Source organism: Microcoleus sp. CAWBG640 (assembly GCF_020883015.1).
GTDB lineage: Bacteria > Cyanobacteriota > Cyanobacteriia > Cyanobacteriales > Microcoleaceae > Microcoleus > Microcoleus anatoxicus.
Window position 1 is genome coordinate 42141 of the sequence record NZ_JAHRFC010000027.1, and the last position, 15928, is coordinate 58068.

The 15928-nt window shown below is 43.5% G+C and carries 10 protein-coding genes; 3 read left to right on the forward strand and 7 right to left on the reverse strand.

What is annotated here, in order from left to right:
* Nucleotides 1–298: 298 nt before the first annotated feature.
* Nucleotides 299–1684, reverse strand: a complete 1386-nt coding sequence (mnmE, locus tag AAFP11_RS15470) for a tRNA uridine-5-carboxymethylaminomethyl(34) synthesis GTPase MnmE (protein WP_341737871.1) — start codon at nt 1682–1684, stop codon at nt 299–301.
* Nucleotides 1685–1906: 222 nt separating this feature from the next.
* Here mnmE and AAFP11_RS15475 point away from each other — a divergent pair, with 222 nt between their 5' ends.
* Nucleotides 1907–4108 (forward strand): tetratricopeptide repeat protein, encoded by a 2202-nt coding sequence (locus AAFP11_RS15475; RefSeq protein ID WP_341737872.1) that lies wholly within the window; start codon nt 1907–1909, stop codon nt 4106–4108.
* A 159-nt stretch (nt 4109–4267) separates the two neighbouring features.
* On the forward strand, nt 4268–6460 hold the full coding sequence (locus tag AAFP11_RS15480; RefSeq protein WP_341737873.1) for a tetratricopeptide repeat protein: 2193 nt from the start codon (nt 4268–4270) through the stop codon (nt 6458–6460).
* Nucleotides 6461–6778: 318 nt separating this feature from the next.
* Here the strand turns inward: AAFP11_RS15480 and AAFP11_RS15485 are convergent, their stop codons facing one another.
* Together AAFP11_RS15485 and AAFP11_RS15490 are read right to left on the reverse strand one after the other, a co-directional pair.
* Nucleotides 6779–8206 (reverse strand): YdiU family protein, encoded by a 1428-nt coding sequence (locus tag AAFP11_RS15485; protein ID WP_341737874.1) that lies wholly within the window; start codon nt 8204–8206, stop codon nt 6779–6781.
* Nucleotides 8207–8325: 119 nt separating this feature from the next.
* The gene (locus tag AAFP11_RS15490; RefSeq protein ID WP_341737875.1) at nt 8326–9942 is read right to left on the reverse strand and encodes a Ppx/GppA phosphatase family protein; all 1617 of its coding nucleotides are present in this window, start codon (nt 9940–9942) and stop codon (nt 8326–8328) included.
* 165 nt (nt 9943–10107) lie between these two features.
* Here AAFP11_RS15490 and AAFP11_RS15495 point away from each other — a divergent pair, with 165 nt between their 5' ends.
* Nucleotides 10108–10992, forward strand: coding sequence for a 4-hydroxybenzoate solanesyltransferase (locus tag AAFP11_RS15495; protein WP_341737876.1), 885 nt, complete (start codon nt 10108–10110; stop codon nt 10990–10992).
* 121 nt (nt 10993–11113) lie between these two features.
* Here AAFP11_RS15495 and AAFP11_RS15500 read toward each other — a convergent pair whose 3' ends face one another.
* The 4 genes from AAFP11_RS15500 to AAFP11_RS15515 form a co-directional block, all read right to left on the reverse strand.
* Nucleotides 11114–13177, reverse strand: a complete 2064-nt coding sequence (locus AAFP11_RS15500) for a CHAT domain-containing protein (protein ID WP_341737877.1) — start codon at nt 13175–13177, stop codon at nt 11114–11116.
* Between the two features lie 139 nt (nt 13178–13316).
* Nucleotides 13317–14381 (reverse strand): DUF1822 family protein, encoded by a 1065-nt coding sequence (locus AAFP11_RS15505; protein WP_341737878.1) that lies wholly within the window; start codon nt 14379–14381, stop codon nt 13317–13319.
* A gap of 47 nt (nt 14382–14428) precedes the next feature.
* On the reverse strand, nt 14429–14590 hold the full coding sequence (locus AAFP11_RS15510; protein ID WP_341737879.1) for a hypothetical protein: 162 nt from the start codon (nt 14588–14590) through the stop codon (nt 14429–14431).
* 188 nt (nt 14591–14778) lie between these two features.
* A complete protein-coding gene (locus AAFP11_RS15515) occupies nt 14779–15876 on the reverse strand; it encodes a tetratricopeptide repeat protein (RefSeq protein ID WP_341737880.1) in 1098 nt (365 codons plus the stop codon).
* Between the last annotated feature and the right edge of the window lie 52 nt (nt 15877–15928).

The following is a 15928-nucleotide window of genomic DNA, read 5'->3' on the forward strand; positions in this document are numbered from 1 at the left end:
CAAAGTCCCCCTTCTTAAGGGGGATTTAGGGGGATCGAAATATGTGCAACTTCACATTAAATTGGTATAAGTCCTATATTTGTTTTGAAAAAATAGGTATCAAAAAATAACCCTGACTTGGAAAATAGTCAGGGTAAAATGTGTTTCCATATTTGGTGAATTTGCCAAAACTAAGTAGGTAGGTGCAAATAAACTTTGGTATGTCGCAAAACAATGACCTATTTACCTATTTTCTCGATTTCTTAGTCTGCGGAGGCAGACTTTGTTTGTATAGTCGCGGTTTCAACCGCCGAGTTCCTTATTTCCCAATACAAAATCTACTAAAGATTCTATCCAATACTGATTCTGTCACCTCGTCTCCCGTAACTTCTCCTAGGGCTTGAATTGCACCACGCAAGTCTATTGTCCAGAAATCTAACGGCAATTTATCGCTAATCGTAACTAAGCATTGTTCTATACAAAATTTGGCTTTGGTGATGACGGCTGCTTGCCGCTGATTAATTGCTAAGTCTAGGTTTTCTGCTTGCAAGTTGTCGCAATTTACGGCATCTAAGATGGCGGTTTCTAAGTCTTCTATGCCTCGATCTAGGGCGGCGGCGGTGGTGACTATTCGGTGATTTTCAGAGGAAAATGGTAGTTTTGGGGTGGTTTTTACTAGGTCGATTTTGTTGATGATGATGATTAGTTGGCGGTGTTTTACTTGTTCGTAAATTTCTGAATCTTGTTCTGTCCATCCCGATTGTGCGTCTATTGTCAATAATACTAGATCGGCTTGCTTTGCTGCGGCGCGCGATCGCTCAACTCCGATCTTTTCTACTTTGTCTTCCGTTTCCCGAATTCCCGCAGTGTCTAGCACCTGCACTGGAATTGGGCCGACAACTAACTGGGATTCTACCACATCCCGCGTTGTACCGGGCAAGTCAGTGACGATCGCCCGATCGCTCCTACTCCACGCATTCAATAAACTGGATTTTCCCACATTTGGGCGGCCGACGATCGCCACTTTCAAACCGCTTCTCAACAACTCTCCGCGATCGGCTGTGGCCAAAATAGTTGACAATTGCTCCAAAACCTGAGTTATTTCTAACACTATTTGAGCCTCGTTTAAAGGCGGCAAATCTTCCTCAAAATCTATTCTGGCTTCAATTTCCGCTAACACATCTAAACAAATTGTTCTCAATTGACGAATTGGCTTAGCCAATTTTCCTTGCAACCGGGCCAAAGCACTTTGGGCAGCAGCCGGAGATTGGGCTCCCACCAAATCAGCGATGCTTTCAGCTTGAGTTAAATCTAGTCTTCCGTTCAAAAAAGCTCGCAGGGAAAACTCTCCCGGTTGCGCCAATCTAGCTCCGTTTTCCAAACACAATTGCAAGACTTGCTGCACGGCCATAATCCCGCCGTGACAGTGAAATTCTACCACATCTTCGCGGGTAAAAGAACGCGGTGCTTTCATAATTAATAGTAAAGCTTCATCGACTAATTCTTGAGTTTGGGGGTGGTGGATATAGCCATAAATAATTCGGTGAGAGTCCCAAATTTGCTTTCCTGGACTGCGAAACAAAGTTTGGGCAATTTTGAGAGCTTGGGAGCCGGAAACTCGCACAATGCCGACGCTACCTTGTTGGGGGACGATGGCAGTGGCGATCGCAGCGATCGTTCCTCCTTTTGTTAACGATTCAGCCATTTTTAATTACTGTATTGAAAGTCTGAGGCATCCGACAAGTTTATTATTGCATTTCCCCAGGGATATTCTTGCTTCTTATTTCTTCATATTGTTGACTGTGTTTTTAGGAGATGTCTAAGGGCTACGGGGAGCAGACTGATGCTAATTTTAATGTTATAGTCATCGACTAACTCTCCTGATTTTATGCGAAAATTCAATCATTAACAGGGATGAGGGCATATCATGATTGGTCAACTTCTAGACAGACGTTACCGCATCATTAAAGTCACAGACTCAAGTGAGGTGGGAACCACCTATTTGGCAGCAGATACTCACCGTCGGGGTTCTCCGCAATGCCTGGTTAGAAAAATGCGACTTCCCGGTAAGAGTTCGCAGATTCCTGAATCAGTCCAAACTATATTTCAAAGAAACGCCGAAAAATTTGAAAAATTGGGGGAAAACCACCAAATCCCCGAATTATCGGCTTATGTTGCCGAAAATCGAAGTTTATACTTAATTGAAGAATTAATTGCTGGGGAACCTTTAAGCACGGAACTAATCCCAGGTCAACCTTGGACTCAAAAAAAAGTAATTGGTTTGCTTGAGGAAGTATTAGAAGTTTTGGTGTTTATACATGAGAACGGCTTCATTCATGGCAGAATTGAACCAGATAATCTGATTAGGCGTCAGTCTGATGGGAAATGGGTGTTAACTGACTTTCGTTTAGACGGGGAACTGAACCCGGAAATTGCTAATTGTTATTTGTCATTACCAACTTCCTCGAATTCAATTAAATGGTCTGTTGCGAAAAAACAGTCCATGGTTGCCAAGAGAGTATATACACCTATGGAACAATGGGAAGGCAACCCTCGCTACAATAGCGATATCTATGCTCTAGGTACGATCGCTCTGGTTGCTGTCACAGGACTTTCAAATCTTGAACTAGCTTCCTTACAAAATCAGAAACAGAAAATAAATGGTGGCGATCGGGCAAATTGTTCTGTAGCTTTAGCAGATATTATTGAGAAAATGGTGCGCTCCGACTTTGAGGAACGCTATCAGGGTGCCGCAGAAGTTTTAGCCGACTTCAAAAAAATCAGACGAAAAATCAAGGTTGAGCCACCGCTACCAACCACCATTACTCCAGCTATGAGTCAACCGCCTCTGAAGCCGAGTCAAATCATCCTGCTCAGTATTGCTGGAACATTTTCCGCTTTAATCTTGACAGCAGGACTCATTTACTATTGGCAGACTCAAGATCCCGCGAGGTCACAGGAATTGTTCGCCCAGGGTCAACAAAAGGCACTGCAAGGTGACAAAACAGGTGCGATCGCTGATTATACCCAAGCCCTGGCCCTGAATTCCAGCGATGCCGAAGCTTTCTACAAGCGGGCTAACGCTCGCTATGACCTTGGGGCGCGGGAGCAAGCAATAGAGGATTATACTCAAGCCATTAAACTCAATCCCAGCCACAGTAAAGCCATCTACAATCGAGGTTTGACCCGCCGGGAACTAGGCAATAAGCAGGGTGCTCTAGAAGATTTTACCCAAGCAGTCCGGCTGAATTCCACTGATGCCGATGCTTTTTATCAAAGGGCTTTGGCTTACTACGATTTGTCGGACTATCCGGCGGCAATTGAAGACTATACCCAAGCAATTCGCTTGAATCCCAATGATACTAAAGCTTATAGCAACAGGGGTTTGGCTCGATCGGCTGCTGGGGACAAAACAGGAGCGATGGCAGATTTTACCCAAGCGATTCAAATTAGCCCCACAGATGCTGGTGTTTATTATGGTCGGGGTCGATCGAGATTTAATGTGGGAGATTATCAAGGAGCAATGACAGATTACACTAAGGCGATCGAATTAGCGCCCGATCGAGCTGATGCTTATACCAACCGATGCAGCGCTTACTTGAATTTAGCAACCTACGATAAAGCGATTGAAGATTGTACCCAAGCAATTACCATCGATCCAAAAGACGAAGCTGCTTATAATAACCGCTGCATTGCTCACCTGAATTTAAAACAATTTCAGAAAGCCGCTGAAGATTGCAGTTCAACCATCGAACTCAACAAGAAAAATTCCAAAGCATACAGCAATCGAGGATTGGCTCGTAACGCTTCGGGAGACAAGGCCGGTGCCATCAGCGATTTTACCGAATCAATTCGGCTCAATCCCAGTGATTCAGTTGCTTATAGCAATCGCGGTAATATTTACTCGGAACTGAAAAACTATAATTTAGCGGTTGCAGATTTTGCACAGTCAGTGAAACTCAACCCCAACAATGCTACAGCTTTCTACAGTCGAGGTCTCGTCCGTGGCCAACTCAAAGACCGTAATGGGGCGATCGCAGATTTTCAGAAAGCTGCAACGCTGTTTCTAGAACAAGGAAGAGGCGATGGTTTTCAAGACGCGCAAGCACAAATTAACCAACTTAACTAAATGCTTCATCAGTTAACTGTTAACTGTAGTCCTTACCAATTCCTATCCGATCGGGGATTTTAGATTTAAATTAGCCATAAATTTAAAATCCCAAATTCCCAATCCCAAATCCCAAATCCCAAATCTAAAATTGTTTCATTACTCCTTACCAATATGAACATGGTTGGTCAACTTCTAGACGGACGTTACCGCGTAGTCCAAGTGCTGAGCTCTGGGGCTTTTGGACAAACATATTTAGCTGTCGATACTCGCCGCCCCAACCACCCTCAATGTGTAGTCAAACAACTGCGACCACCCAGCAATACTTCCACAGTTCTCAAAACTGCTTATCGATTATTTAAACAAGAAGCAGAAATTCTAGAAAAATTAGGAAAACACGATCAAATTCCCTTTTTACTAGCATATTTTGAAGACAGCAATCAGTTCTATTTAGTGGAAGAATTTGTGCCGGGACAAGCACTAAACAGGGAAATCGTAGCTGGTCAATACTGGCCGGAAGAACGAGTGATATCCCTCCTAGAAGAAGTCTTAGAAATTCTCGTTTTTGTCCACTCTCAGGGAGTGATTCACCGCGATGTCAATCCATCCAATTTAATCCGCCGTAAACCCGATGGAAAATTGGTTTTAATTGACTTCGGCTCGGTAAAAGAAGTTACAACTCATCTGAGTGACTATGATACAGAATTTCCGAGAACCATTGCGACAGGGACTCCGGCTTATATGCCGATCGAACAATTTCAAGGCAACCCACAATTTAGCAGCGATATCTATGCAGTCGGGATGATGGCTATCCAAGCTATTACCGGATTGCCCGGTACTGACTTGCCAAAATTGCAAGATCCAAGCCCTTCTCATACCGGAGAAATTGTCTGGCGCAACCGCTCTCAATGTTCTAACAATTTGGCTAATATCATTGACAAAATGGTCTGTCATCAATTTGGCAAGCGCTATCAATCTGCTGAGGAAGTTTTGGAGGCTTTGAGCAAGATCAGACATCGCCACGATGCTGCAAATAATTCTCAAAAAAACAGCCTGTCTCAGTCGAGATTCTGGTCTTATGGTAACTCCTTTTTCAATTTGGGAAGCAGGTTTTGGTTGCTGGCTTTCGCTGGGTTGGGGACCCTAATAGGTTTAATATTGCTGTTCAATTACTGGAATCGTCCCAATCCTGTGAAAGCTAGGGAATATTACGAACAGGGGGTGGCCAAGTCTCGCGATCGAGATGCTGCTGGGGCAGTAGAGGCTTTTAACCAGTCACTTAAATTCAATCCTAACAATCCTGAGACTTTGTATCGGCGAGCTAATGCCAATTATGATTTGAAAAAGTATCAGGAATCCATTGCTGATTATTCTCAGACGATCGCTCTAGATCCTAATTACTTTCAGGCTTATTTTAACCGAGGGTTAGCTCGCTACGATTTTAACGACAAGCGAGGCGCTCTTGAGGATTACACTAAGGTTTTGAGTCTCAAACCTAACGATGTTGATGCTTATTATGAGCGAGGTGTGGTTTATTTGGACTTACAAGATTACAAAACGGCGATTCAAGATTTGAGTGAGGTGATTCGGTTGCAGCCCCAACTGGCTAAAGGTTATCATTCGCGGGGATTAGCTCGCGCTGCGGGGGGAGATTTGCAGGGAGCCATTGGGGATTATACAGAAGCAATTAAGCTCGATTCTCAAGATACTAAAGCTTTGTACAGTAGGGGGAGAGCTCGCTTTCATTTGGGAGATTATAAGGGAGCTTTTGCCGATTATTCTCAGGTAATTGCGATCGATCCCAAGAATGCAGATGCTTATGCTAATCGGTGCAGCACCCAGTTAAATTTGGCGGCTCATCAAGCCGCCATTGACGATTGCACTCAGGCCATTGCGCTGAGCGATGAGGATGCGGTTCCTTATAACAATCGCTGCATTGCTTATTTAAACTTAAAAGATTATCCCAAAGCAATTGAGGATTGCTCTCAAGCGGTGAAAATGAATCCCAATGATTATAATGCTTTTAGTAATCGGGGTTTAGCTCGCAACGGAGGGGCAGACCCACAGGGGGCGATCGCGGATTTTACCTCAGCCATTGGCATCAATCCCAACGATGCTGAAGCTTACGCCAATCGAGCCAAGATTTACCAACAGTTAAATAATTACAATAGTGCGATCGCCGATTATGTGCAAGCAATTCGGATCAACCCCAATTATGCTGCGGCTTACTACGGTAGAGGCGCTGTGCGTCGCTCTTTAGGAGACAAAGCAGGAGCGATTAGTGACTATGAAAAAGCCGGAAAAATCTTTCTCGATCAAGGACTTACCGGCGGTTACAAAGACGCACAATTTGAGATAGAAAAACTCAAATAGTCAGTGGACGATAGTTAGTTGTCTGTTGATTGTGGTGGGTGCATCTCAATGAGTGCAAATATATTCCTAGGGGCGAAGCATGACGGCTGTAAATCTCTGGTTATCACTAATAAATTATCTGCGGTCATGCTATAGCCATTACAAAATCGGGATGCTCCCATGGTGGTGAGCAAACAATCAACAGTCATACCAAATCCTCTCTTCATCGTCCTGTATTAAACTCTCTCTTCTCTTCCTTCGCGTACTTCGCGCCTTCGCGGTTAAATCATTCCGATACAACCGGAATTGAGATCAACCGTCAACAACGCCCAATTCCCTTTACGAGTCTTGAATTCGCTTAACCAACTCATAAAAAGGTTGCCAATTATCCTCAATAGCTATTTGCTCCCACACCGCCTCAATCGTCGGTCTCAACAGCGATTGTTCGGGATTGCACCTGCGTAACCTTTCCGCCATTCGATCCAGATCGTCGGAGGACAAAGTTTGCAAAACGTGACAATAAAACTGCCGCCAATGTGCTATTAAATCCGTCGGTTCCGCTTCACTAAAAATTTGACTCGCATCATCTCGCCAAGTGGGAGCGAACTGTTTTCGCAACTCAAAAAAGAAACCTTGATAATCGACTTGAGACTCCGCCAGCAATTTAATTGTCAGTTGCAACAACTCATCAGCATCAGCCTCCGGCAATTCCTCAAATCCCAATTTATTGAGCATCAACTGTCGATAAGCTGCATTATAATAATCGCCAAACTTTGCCAAAGCAGCATCCAGATCGGTTTGAGCGATCGCACAAACTAGCGGTTTCTGAAGTTTCTCTAAATTCCCCTGGCAAATAAACGGTTGATTCCCGTAACAATAAAGACCATAATAGTCAAAATAAGCCGCGGTAAACTTAGGATTATAAGTCGGGATAAAAGCAAAAGGTCCATAGTCAAAACTTTCTCCAGTAATCGACATATTATCAGTATTGAGCACAGCATGACAAAATCCCGCCGCCATCCACTGAGCAACTAATTCGGCTACCTTCTTGACTAATTCAGCATAGAAAAGTGCATACTTTTCCCCTGGATCAAGACCATCAGTGCTGGCTGCTAAATGCAATTCAGGATAGTAATATTCAATCACAAAATCTAAAAGTTTTGTAATTAAATCCGGGCGACGGATGTAATGCAATCTTTCAAAAGTACCGAACCGGATGTGAGAATGACTAAAACGTATCATGACAGACGAGCGCGTTGGAGAAGGTTCATCACCCCGCCACAAAGATTCTCCGGTTTCAACTAAACTAAAACAGCGAGATGTCCGCACTCCTAACCTATGCAAAGTTTCTGCCGCTAAAACTTCCCGAACTCCCCCTTTGAGAGTAAGTCTACCATCAGCAGACCGGGAATAAGGTGTGCGGCCAGAACCTTTGGTACCAAAGTCATAAAGTCTGCCATCAGTACCGCGAACTTGACCGTACAAAAAGCCTCTACCATCGCCTAAATTGGGATTGTATTCGTTAAATTGATAGCCGTGGTAGCGGAGTGCGAGGAAGGGACGGACGCAGTGAAATTCCCCGAATGCTTGGGTGAAATGTTCGTCGGTTACTTGTGCTGGATCTAAACCCAATTTCGGCAATAATTGGTCATTGCGAAAGCGGAGGATGTGCTGGGGAAAATCGGCCGCCGGGACTTCATCAAAATAGTCGCCACCGAGGGATTCGATGGCGGGTTCGTAGTTGAGGGAAAGTAAGGGATTTGACATTGTTGTATTTTATGCTGAAATTCGCGATCGCTCAATTATAGCGGAATAAACAAACCCCTTCGACTACGTTCAGGGATTCGACTAGGCTCAGGGATTCTACTGCGCTGAGGAAGCCGGTCTTAAACTACCACAAGATTTGGCTCTAAACTTGCCACTAATTTGAGATTGTACTCATCTTCAAAAGCAGGTTTTTTGTAATCTAAACTCCACAGTTCAAGAGCGCAATCATCATCATTATTTTTCGGTGTTAGTTGTAAATGAAACTCTCTCACTTCCGGTCTCACCTCGCACTTCAAGTTAGCAACTGCTCCAATTTGTCTCCTATCTAAAGCGACTGCTAACCGCAAAAAAGGATGTAAATTGCCAACTAATATCCGATACTTTCTGGGGAGAATCATAAAAGTTTCATGTTTCTTTTTCGGAGAACTTTTGCGGTGATAGCGCGCTAAATTAGCAATAATTTCAATCTCAGTTTCAGTGTAACCCAACAACTCCCCATTCCGAATTAAATAATAAGAATGCTTGTGGTGAGCCGAATGGCTGACATACAAACCGCAGTTGTGTAAAATTGCTGCCGCCCACAACAATTCCCGTTCTTCGGTTCCCCAATTATGCAAAATTCCTTGGGTTTGGTCGAACAAATTGAGCGCAAATTCTGCGGTTCTTTCGCTATATTCTAAATTAACTTGATATTTTTGGGCCATGTGTAAAATGCTGCGCTGGCGGATTGAACCTTGGTAACGCAAGCGGTTTTCTATCAAACCGTGAGACAGCATCCAGTCAACTATTACCCCTTCTCTCAAAGAGCGATCGCAAACCGTGAGAAATTCCATCCCTAATAGCGTCATCGCTTCCTGCAAAATCAAAGCGCCCGCCAGAATAATTTCTGCCCGCTTGTCGGACATTCCCGGAATTGCCAACCTTTCGGCATAGGAAAGTTTGCGAAAACGATTGACTAAATCGCGCAAATCCTTTAAACTTAATTGATAGCCAGCCAGCGGACTTGGTACGGTTCCCAACTTTTCGCGAGCGTTAATTGCAGCTAAAGTTTCGATGGTGCCAGCAGTACCAATTAAACGGAGAGTTTCACCAGCATTGAATTGGGCACGCAATTCGTCGATCGGTCTTTCCAGCGCAATCCGAATATAAGCTTGCAAATAGGCAAACTCTTCCCTGCTAATCGGGTCAGTTTTGACAAATTCTCCAGTGAGGCGAACCGCACCAATTTTGGTACTGGTGAGACACCGAGGTTCTGCACTATCTCCTAAAATTAATTCAGTAGAACCGCCCCCTATGTCAATAATTACCTGGGATTGATTGTTAAATTCCATTCCCGAAAGAACACCGAGATAAATTCTCCGCGCTTCTTCCTGGCCGGAAATCAAGCTAACATAAAGGTCTAGTTCGTCCGCAACTTGTTTGAGAAAATCTCGACCATTAGGGGCTTCTCGAACCGCACTGGTAGCCACAGCGATTATTTGTTCCGCATTGAAGGTTTTGGCAATACCTTGAAAACGGCGCAAAGTGGCGATCGCCCTTTCCATCACCTCAGACTTCAAACACCCTGTTTTTGTTTCACAATCACCCAAGCGCACCGTATCTTTTTCTCTAGCAATAATCGTAAAAGCCGGCAATTTCGCATCGATGCGCGCCACCACCATATGAAAGGAGTTAGTACCCATATCAATAGCAGCAATAATGCGATTTGACTCCGCAGAAGCAAGTGAATTAACCATAGGAGTGTATCAGAGTTGACAGATATTTTTCATTATTTCACGAATTTACAGACTTTCACCTATTCGAGATTCCCGGTTTTCCATTGGACGCAGCCTTGAGCTTGGGCGATCGGCACCTAAATTTTGATAAAATTAAAAATTAAAAATCTCCAATCTAAAATAGAAATGCTTACCGAGTCCGATCGCCCAACCGAATCCACACTGCTAGCCATCGTGAGGCTTTTGAGATGGGACAAGCCAGCAGGACGCCTAATTTTAATGATTCCAGCCCTCTGGGCGGTATTTTTAGCAGCCCACGGGAGGCCACCCGCAACCTTGGTGGGTGTGATTGTGCTTGGCACCTTAGCCACCAGTGCGGCGGGATGCGTCATCAACGACTTGTGGGATCGGGATATTGACCCCCAAGTCGAAAGAACGCGATCGCGCCCCCTAGCATCCCGCGCCCTGAAAGTGCAAACTGCGATCGGAGTTGCTTTAATTTCCTTTGTTTGTGCGGCCATTCTCGCCTTTTATCTAAATCCCTTAAGTTTCTGGTTGTGCGTCGCCGCCGTACCAGTAATTATCTGCTATCCCCTAGCAAAAAGATTCTTTCCAGTCCCGCAATTAGTATTATCAATAGCCTGGGGATTTGCCGTTTTAATTAGTTGGAGTGCGACGGTTGGGAAACTAGAATTAGCTACTTGGTTGCTGTGGGGTGCTGTGGTGCTATGGACCTTGGGATTTGATACCGTTTATGCCATGAGCGATCGGGAAGATGATTTGCGTTTAGGTGTGAATTCCAGTGCGCTATTTTTTGGGGATAATGCCGCTAATGCTGTGGGTTTTTTCTTTTTAGCTACAGTGGGTTTATTAGTGGCAATGGGGATTAATTTACAGTTGCATATGGGTTTTTGGTTGGCTGTTTTGGGGGCTGCGGTTTTGTGGTTTTTGCAGTACAGTCAACTACGAAATGCGGATCTTCCTAGACCTGTTTATGGTCAGATTTTTCGCCAAAATGTTTGGGTAGGGTTTGTCATATTGGCGGGGATGATTGTTGGGGAGATTTTTTAGCTGACTTGCGGTTAGAAATCGCCTATGGACCAGAAACCGGGTTTTTTACGAAAATACTAGATTATAGACGACTGATGCGGTAAAAAACCCGGTTTCTTGGTTGGAGTAGGTAATTCCTGACTTAAACAGGAACTCGCCAAATTTTGACAGTAGTATCCGCACTCCCACTGACCAAAGTTTTGCCATCACAACTGAAAACAACAGACTGGACTGGGCCAAGATGTTCCAGAGTTTCCAATAACTCTCCTGTGTGAAAATTCCAAATCCGAATCCTGTTGTCACCACCCCCGCTGGCGAGAGTTTCACCATCGGGGCTAAAGGCAAGAGTATAAACACTATCTGAGTGTTCTGTGAAGGTACGCAGCAGTCTCCCATTTTCAGTATTCCACAGTTGAATTGGCTGTTGTAAACCGCTAGCTGCAACTGTTTTACCATCCGGGCTAATCGCAACACAACAAATTATTCCCACAGAAGAATCGAACCAGGAAGCTAAGGCACCGAAAAAGTCTACTGGGCGATTGAGAGTGTGCAGCAACTCTTCTTTGTAGCAATTCCAGATTTTAACAGCACCATCTAAACCACCACTAACTAAAATACGTCCATCTTGGCTAAAGGCTAGGGAATTAACTTCCCAAACGTGTCCCCAGAGAGTTTTTTCAATTTTACTTTTTTTGAGATTCCAAATATCAATTGTAGCGCCAATAAGTGTAGTACCAATGTGACCGTTAGCGAGGGTTTGTTCATCGGGACTGAAAGCTAAACAGCTTGTCCGCAGGGCTACCAAGGCATTTCCCAGACTTTGTTTAAATGTCTTATTTGCCACATCCCACAACTTGATGCTGCCGTCAAATAACTCGTGATTGCTGGCACTAGCCAGGGTTTTTCCATCGGGGCTGAAAGCAACCGCAATTACGGCACTGCTATGTCCGGTGAAGGTGTGGAGTAATTCTCCTGTACACAGGTTCCAAAGTTTGATGGTTTTGTCTAAACTGCTGCTAGCAATGATGTTTTCCTTTGAACTAATCGCGACTGATTTAACAACATCTGAATGATCGGTGAGAGTGTGCAGGCATTTCCAATTAAGCAACTGTTTCCACCTTAGCGGTTCCACAGCGGGGTTTTGACAAATTACTGGTAGCCAGCTAATACCAGGCAATTCTTTATTTTTAGCATCTTCCAACTTTCGCCTCGCTTCCCGCACTGATGTGTACAAAGATTGGTTATTGGCAAATGCTGTGAGAAAATCCTGTAAAAATTTTTGTGCCGCTTCGTCTGCTACTACTTCCCGCATGACAATACTTTGGGGCAAGTACAATTTTGCTAGCTGGTTGGCTATCCCCAAGCCGTCGCAGGAGTTGAAAATTGCTAACTGCAACCCTTTGGCGATCGCAATTTTCATGGCATTTTTTAAATCGTCAATACTTATACTCTCAGAATCGCCGATCTCAAACTCACCAATTTGACCGTCTGGCAGGGTTGAACTGTGACCTGCAAAAAAGAAAATGTGCCATCCCTTTTCATCCCGCAAACACTCCAACAATTCGGCTTTTTTGGGCTTGTTTAAAGGTGTAATTTCAGCACCACGTTCGGCTAAACGATCCAATACTTGACGGTCAAAACTAATATTAATGCCGTCATTATTGCCAAAAACAGCTAAAATTCTCACCGCTGATTTCCGACATTCAGATGGTTTAAAGCTTGGCGGTTTAACGGTTAAGGTACTCAGAGAAATTTCGGAATTATGATAAGTTTCAGAAAATAAATTCCAGGCCGGCCAAGGTAGTCTCCGCAAGTTAGCATCGTCTGTTTGCAAAATAACTCGAATCTCATCGTTGGGCTGCAAGTGCTGCTGCAATCCATCGAGTATTTTTCTCCAGGATTTTTCGTTGGAATTGAGCCATTGATTGATGTTGGATGCCAGATTTTGTGCGGCGATATTGTTAAATACTTTCGCTCCTTCCCCTTGAACTTTGATGCGCGGTATGCTGTCGTCATTATTCCTTTTAAAATTTGACTGCCACTCCCTCAAGGAATCAAGAATCTCAATATCACCTAGGGCTGGGAGTCTGCCAACATCTCCCCAGATTAAGCTAAATGGCGTTAAATCTTCTCGAATTTCCAAGTTAAGCGGAAATCCTTGCTGAAAGCTTCCTTCCATGATGGTGAGGATGACTTGTTTTTTCATAGGTGGCGCGGGTATTTTTAATTGTTACAGTTTTGAACTTGGACGCACGCGGGGCCAAAAACCCGGTTTCTGTCTCAATATCTCTCGGATATATCCACGATTTTTCAGAGAAACCGGGTTTTTTTAAGTAAGTCCTATATTAAAAAGTTTCTGTGACGCTGGCATCTCCCAGATGGAGTTTAACACTAAATCGTTCTCCAGGCTCCAGGCTAAAGGTGAGTAAAACAGCGTTATCTGTACTGCCAGTTTGTTTGTGCAATTGAGGAATGGGATTGCCCAATTCATCTAACACGGTTATTTGTAAATCAACTGGTAGGTAAACTGCATCTCCTGATGGATAAATCCATATTTTAGTGTCAATTTCTTCGTCTTTTGGTGTCAGTTCAACCGTCAAATTAACGGATTGATTGGCTCCCAAATTAATCAGTTTTGCTCTTTCTACAGATTCTAAGTTTTCTTGGTTCGGCCCTCGCGATCGGTTGCGTTGACTGCGAGTTAATACCAAGCCTACGGGCTGATAGCCTTCACCAAAAATATTTTCATACATTTGTCTCACATAAATTAGCATCGAATCCTGCGTAATTTGCCCTAAATCGCTAACGGTCACTTTTAATAATTCGCCCAGGCGACCCGATCTGTAAAGTTGTTCTATGCGATCGTATTCAGAGCGATCGCTTTCAAAAGCCATCAAGGTACTGCCTTGGTCTATTTTCTGTACTATCAAAGGTTTTTCTACAACGGAGCCGAGGCGCTGGACAATTGCTTGTAATTGCAAATTGTCGGGATTGTCAATATCTATAGTAATGCGCCACCAAATTCGATCGGTTTGGCTTGGTGGCTGAGATGGGTTTATTCTAAAATTTTTATTGGCTAGTTCCTCATGAATATTAATGTTTCTAATGTCTTCTGCATCGCTATAATTTAGCAGTTTTTTGAGATAACGATATAAAGGAGTTAGTTGATTTTTGACTGTGGCAATATTATTTTTACCGTATATTTTAGCTATCTCACTAGGAGTCTTGCGGTCGAGTAACCCATATAAATACTTGACTTCTTCTAGGGTTAAAACTCTGTTGGTACTCATTCCTTTATCTACGCTCATCACCACACTTTTAGCTTGATTCAAAGCGGCTAATAATTTGTCAAAGTACCACTTTTTTTCGATTTTTTCTTTCAGTTCATCAGGAGTCATGATTTTTGTCATAAATGAGTAATATTGAGTGTCATAGGGGTGTCCAAATACGCTAGCGATCATAAATCTAGTGGAGTTGGAGACAAGAGTATGAATTGCAAAGTATTGATTTCACCCCTCCTCATCTGCTCGATCGCATTCGCCAACATAAGTCTGGTACTAGCGGCAGTTTCAGGTGCTTCCATCGCCCGCATCGCCTTTGGGTCAGCCACGAATAACATGATACCCCGAATTTGTATCGATCGAGATGGCAATGAATACCCATGTCCTTGATTAATTACTCATAGACCCCATGGGGTATCGGAAACCGGGTTTTCCTAAGAAAATCTACAGTTTGCAGCCCGCAAATTTAATCAAAAACCCGGTTTCTTTAGTCAGAGTGCGATCGCGCTGCGATCGCACTTTACCTTTAATTACAACCATTTATTTGCTTCAGACGCTGACGAGCCTTACCAATGTAAACATCTTCATCTCGCTCATCCGACTTAGCATATTCCAGAACTTTTTTCCAAGCTTTCACAACTTCTGCATCATTCCCCAGATTTTCTTGCACTTGAGCCATAATGCCATAAGTTAAACCCCGAACGCTATCTAGTTTAACAGCCTCTTGCAACTTAACCAAAGCTTCTTCATAGCGTCCTTGTTCCTTCCAAGCCCAAGCAAGATAAGTTAACAACCCTGCTTTGACTATTTTGTCATGCTTAACTTTCTCGGTTTCCACCAGCTTTAAACCGTGTCCGATTTTTTCAACAGATTTATGAAAATCTTTATATTCAATAATGTACAAACGGGCCAAATTGCAATAAGCAGCAGCAAATCCTAGGAATGCCGCCTCCTGATATAGTTGAATAGCGCGATCGACTATTCCCGCTTCTTCATACATCAATGCCTGATTGTAGTAAGTTGCTGCATTATCGGGATTAATTTTAATAGCTAGATCGAAGTGTTTTCTAGCTTCAATTAATTGCCCTGCTGTTTTTAAATTTAAGCCTCGATTATTAGCATCCTTCGCCAAACCTAAAGGGGTTATTGGATCTTGAATTGGGCGCAATTTAGAAACCTCTGGCTGTTTGACTTTCCGGCGTTCCCATTCTCCCTGTGTGTCTTCTTTACCAAATAGCCAATCCCGATTTTCTTCCTTACATCGAGAGGGAAACTTCAGTACAAAACACCACTTATCAGAGCCAGTAATTGTTTTGGAATTCGTTACGCCCCGCTTGTCTTCCATGATGTTCAATTGTTTGAGACAGTGAAGGGCATTGCGGATTTGCTCTTTCTCTAAATTTTTACCCCATTTCTGTGTCAGCTCAACCAGATCCTGTAGCCTTGTCTTTTTCACCCACAGATCAGTTCCTTCCCAACGAGTATCGATATATTTTTGAAGGATGTCACAATTCTTGAATTTTTCCAAATCCCCGTCAGTAAAGCAGTGTAAAACCTCAATTAATAGCTTTGCACTCTCTTTACCTTTCTTCCAGTTAAGATTCCGACCACTATTCTTCTGCATGAGCTAATCCAGAACAAGGTTTGACAAACCTTGGGACTCCCAAGGTTAAATT

Coding starts and splice junctions, on each gene's coding strand:
- mnmE (WP_341737871.1), bottom strand. CDS start 1,684: ATGGCTGAATCGTTAACAAAAGGAGGAACGATCGCTGCGATCGCCACT.
- AAFP11_RS15475 (WP_341737872.1), top strand. CDS start 1,907: ATGATTGGTCAACTTCTAGACAGACGTTACCGCATCATTAAAGTCACA.
- AAFP11_RS15480 (WP_341737873.1), top strand. CDS start 4,268: ATGGTTGGTCAACTTCTAGACGGACGTTACCGCGTAGTCCAAGTGCTG.
- AAFP11_RS15485 (WP_341737874.1), bottom strand. CDS start 8,206: ATGTCAAATCCCTTACTTTCCCTCAACTACGAACCCGCCATCGAATCC.
- AAFP11_RS15490 (WP_341737875.1), bottom strand. CDS start 9,942: ATGGTTAATTCACTTGCTTCTGCGGAGTCAAATCGCATTATTGCTGCT.
- AAFP11_RS15495 (WP_341737876.1), top strand. CDS start 10,108: ATGCTTACCGAGTCCGATCGCCCAACCGAATCCACACTGCTAGCCATC.
- AAFP11_RS15500 (WP_341737877.1), bottom strand. CDS start 13,177: ATGAAAAAACAAGTCATCCTCACCATCATGGAAGGAAGCTTTCAGCAA.
- AAFP11_RS15505 (WP_341737878.1), bottom strand. CDS start 14,381: ATGACAAAAATCATGACTCCTGATGAACTGAAAGAAAAAATCGAAAAA.
- AAFP11_RS15510 (WP_341737879.1), bottom strand. CDS start 14,590: ATGTTATTCGTGGCTGACCCAAAGGCGATGCGGGCGATGGAAGCACCT.
- AAFP11_RS15515 (WP_341737880.1), bottom strand. CDS start 15,876: ATGCAGAAGAATAGTGGTCGGAATCTTAACTGGAAGAAAGGTAAAGAG.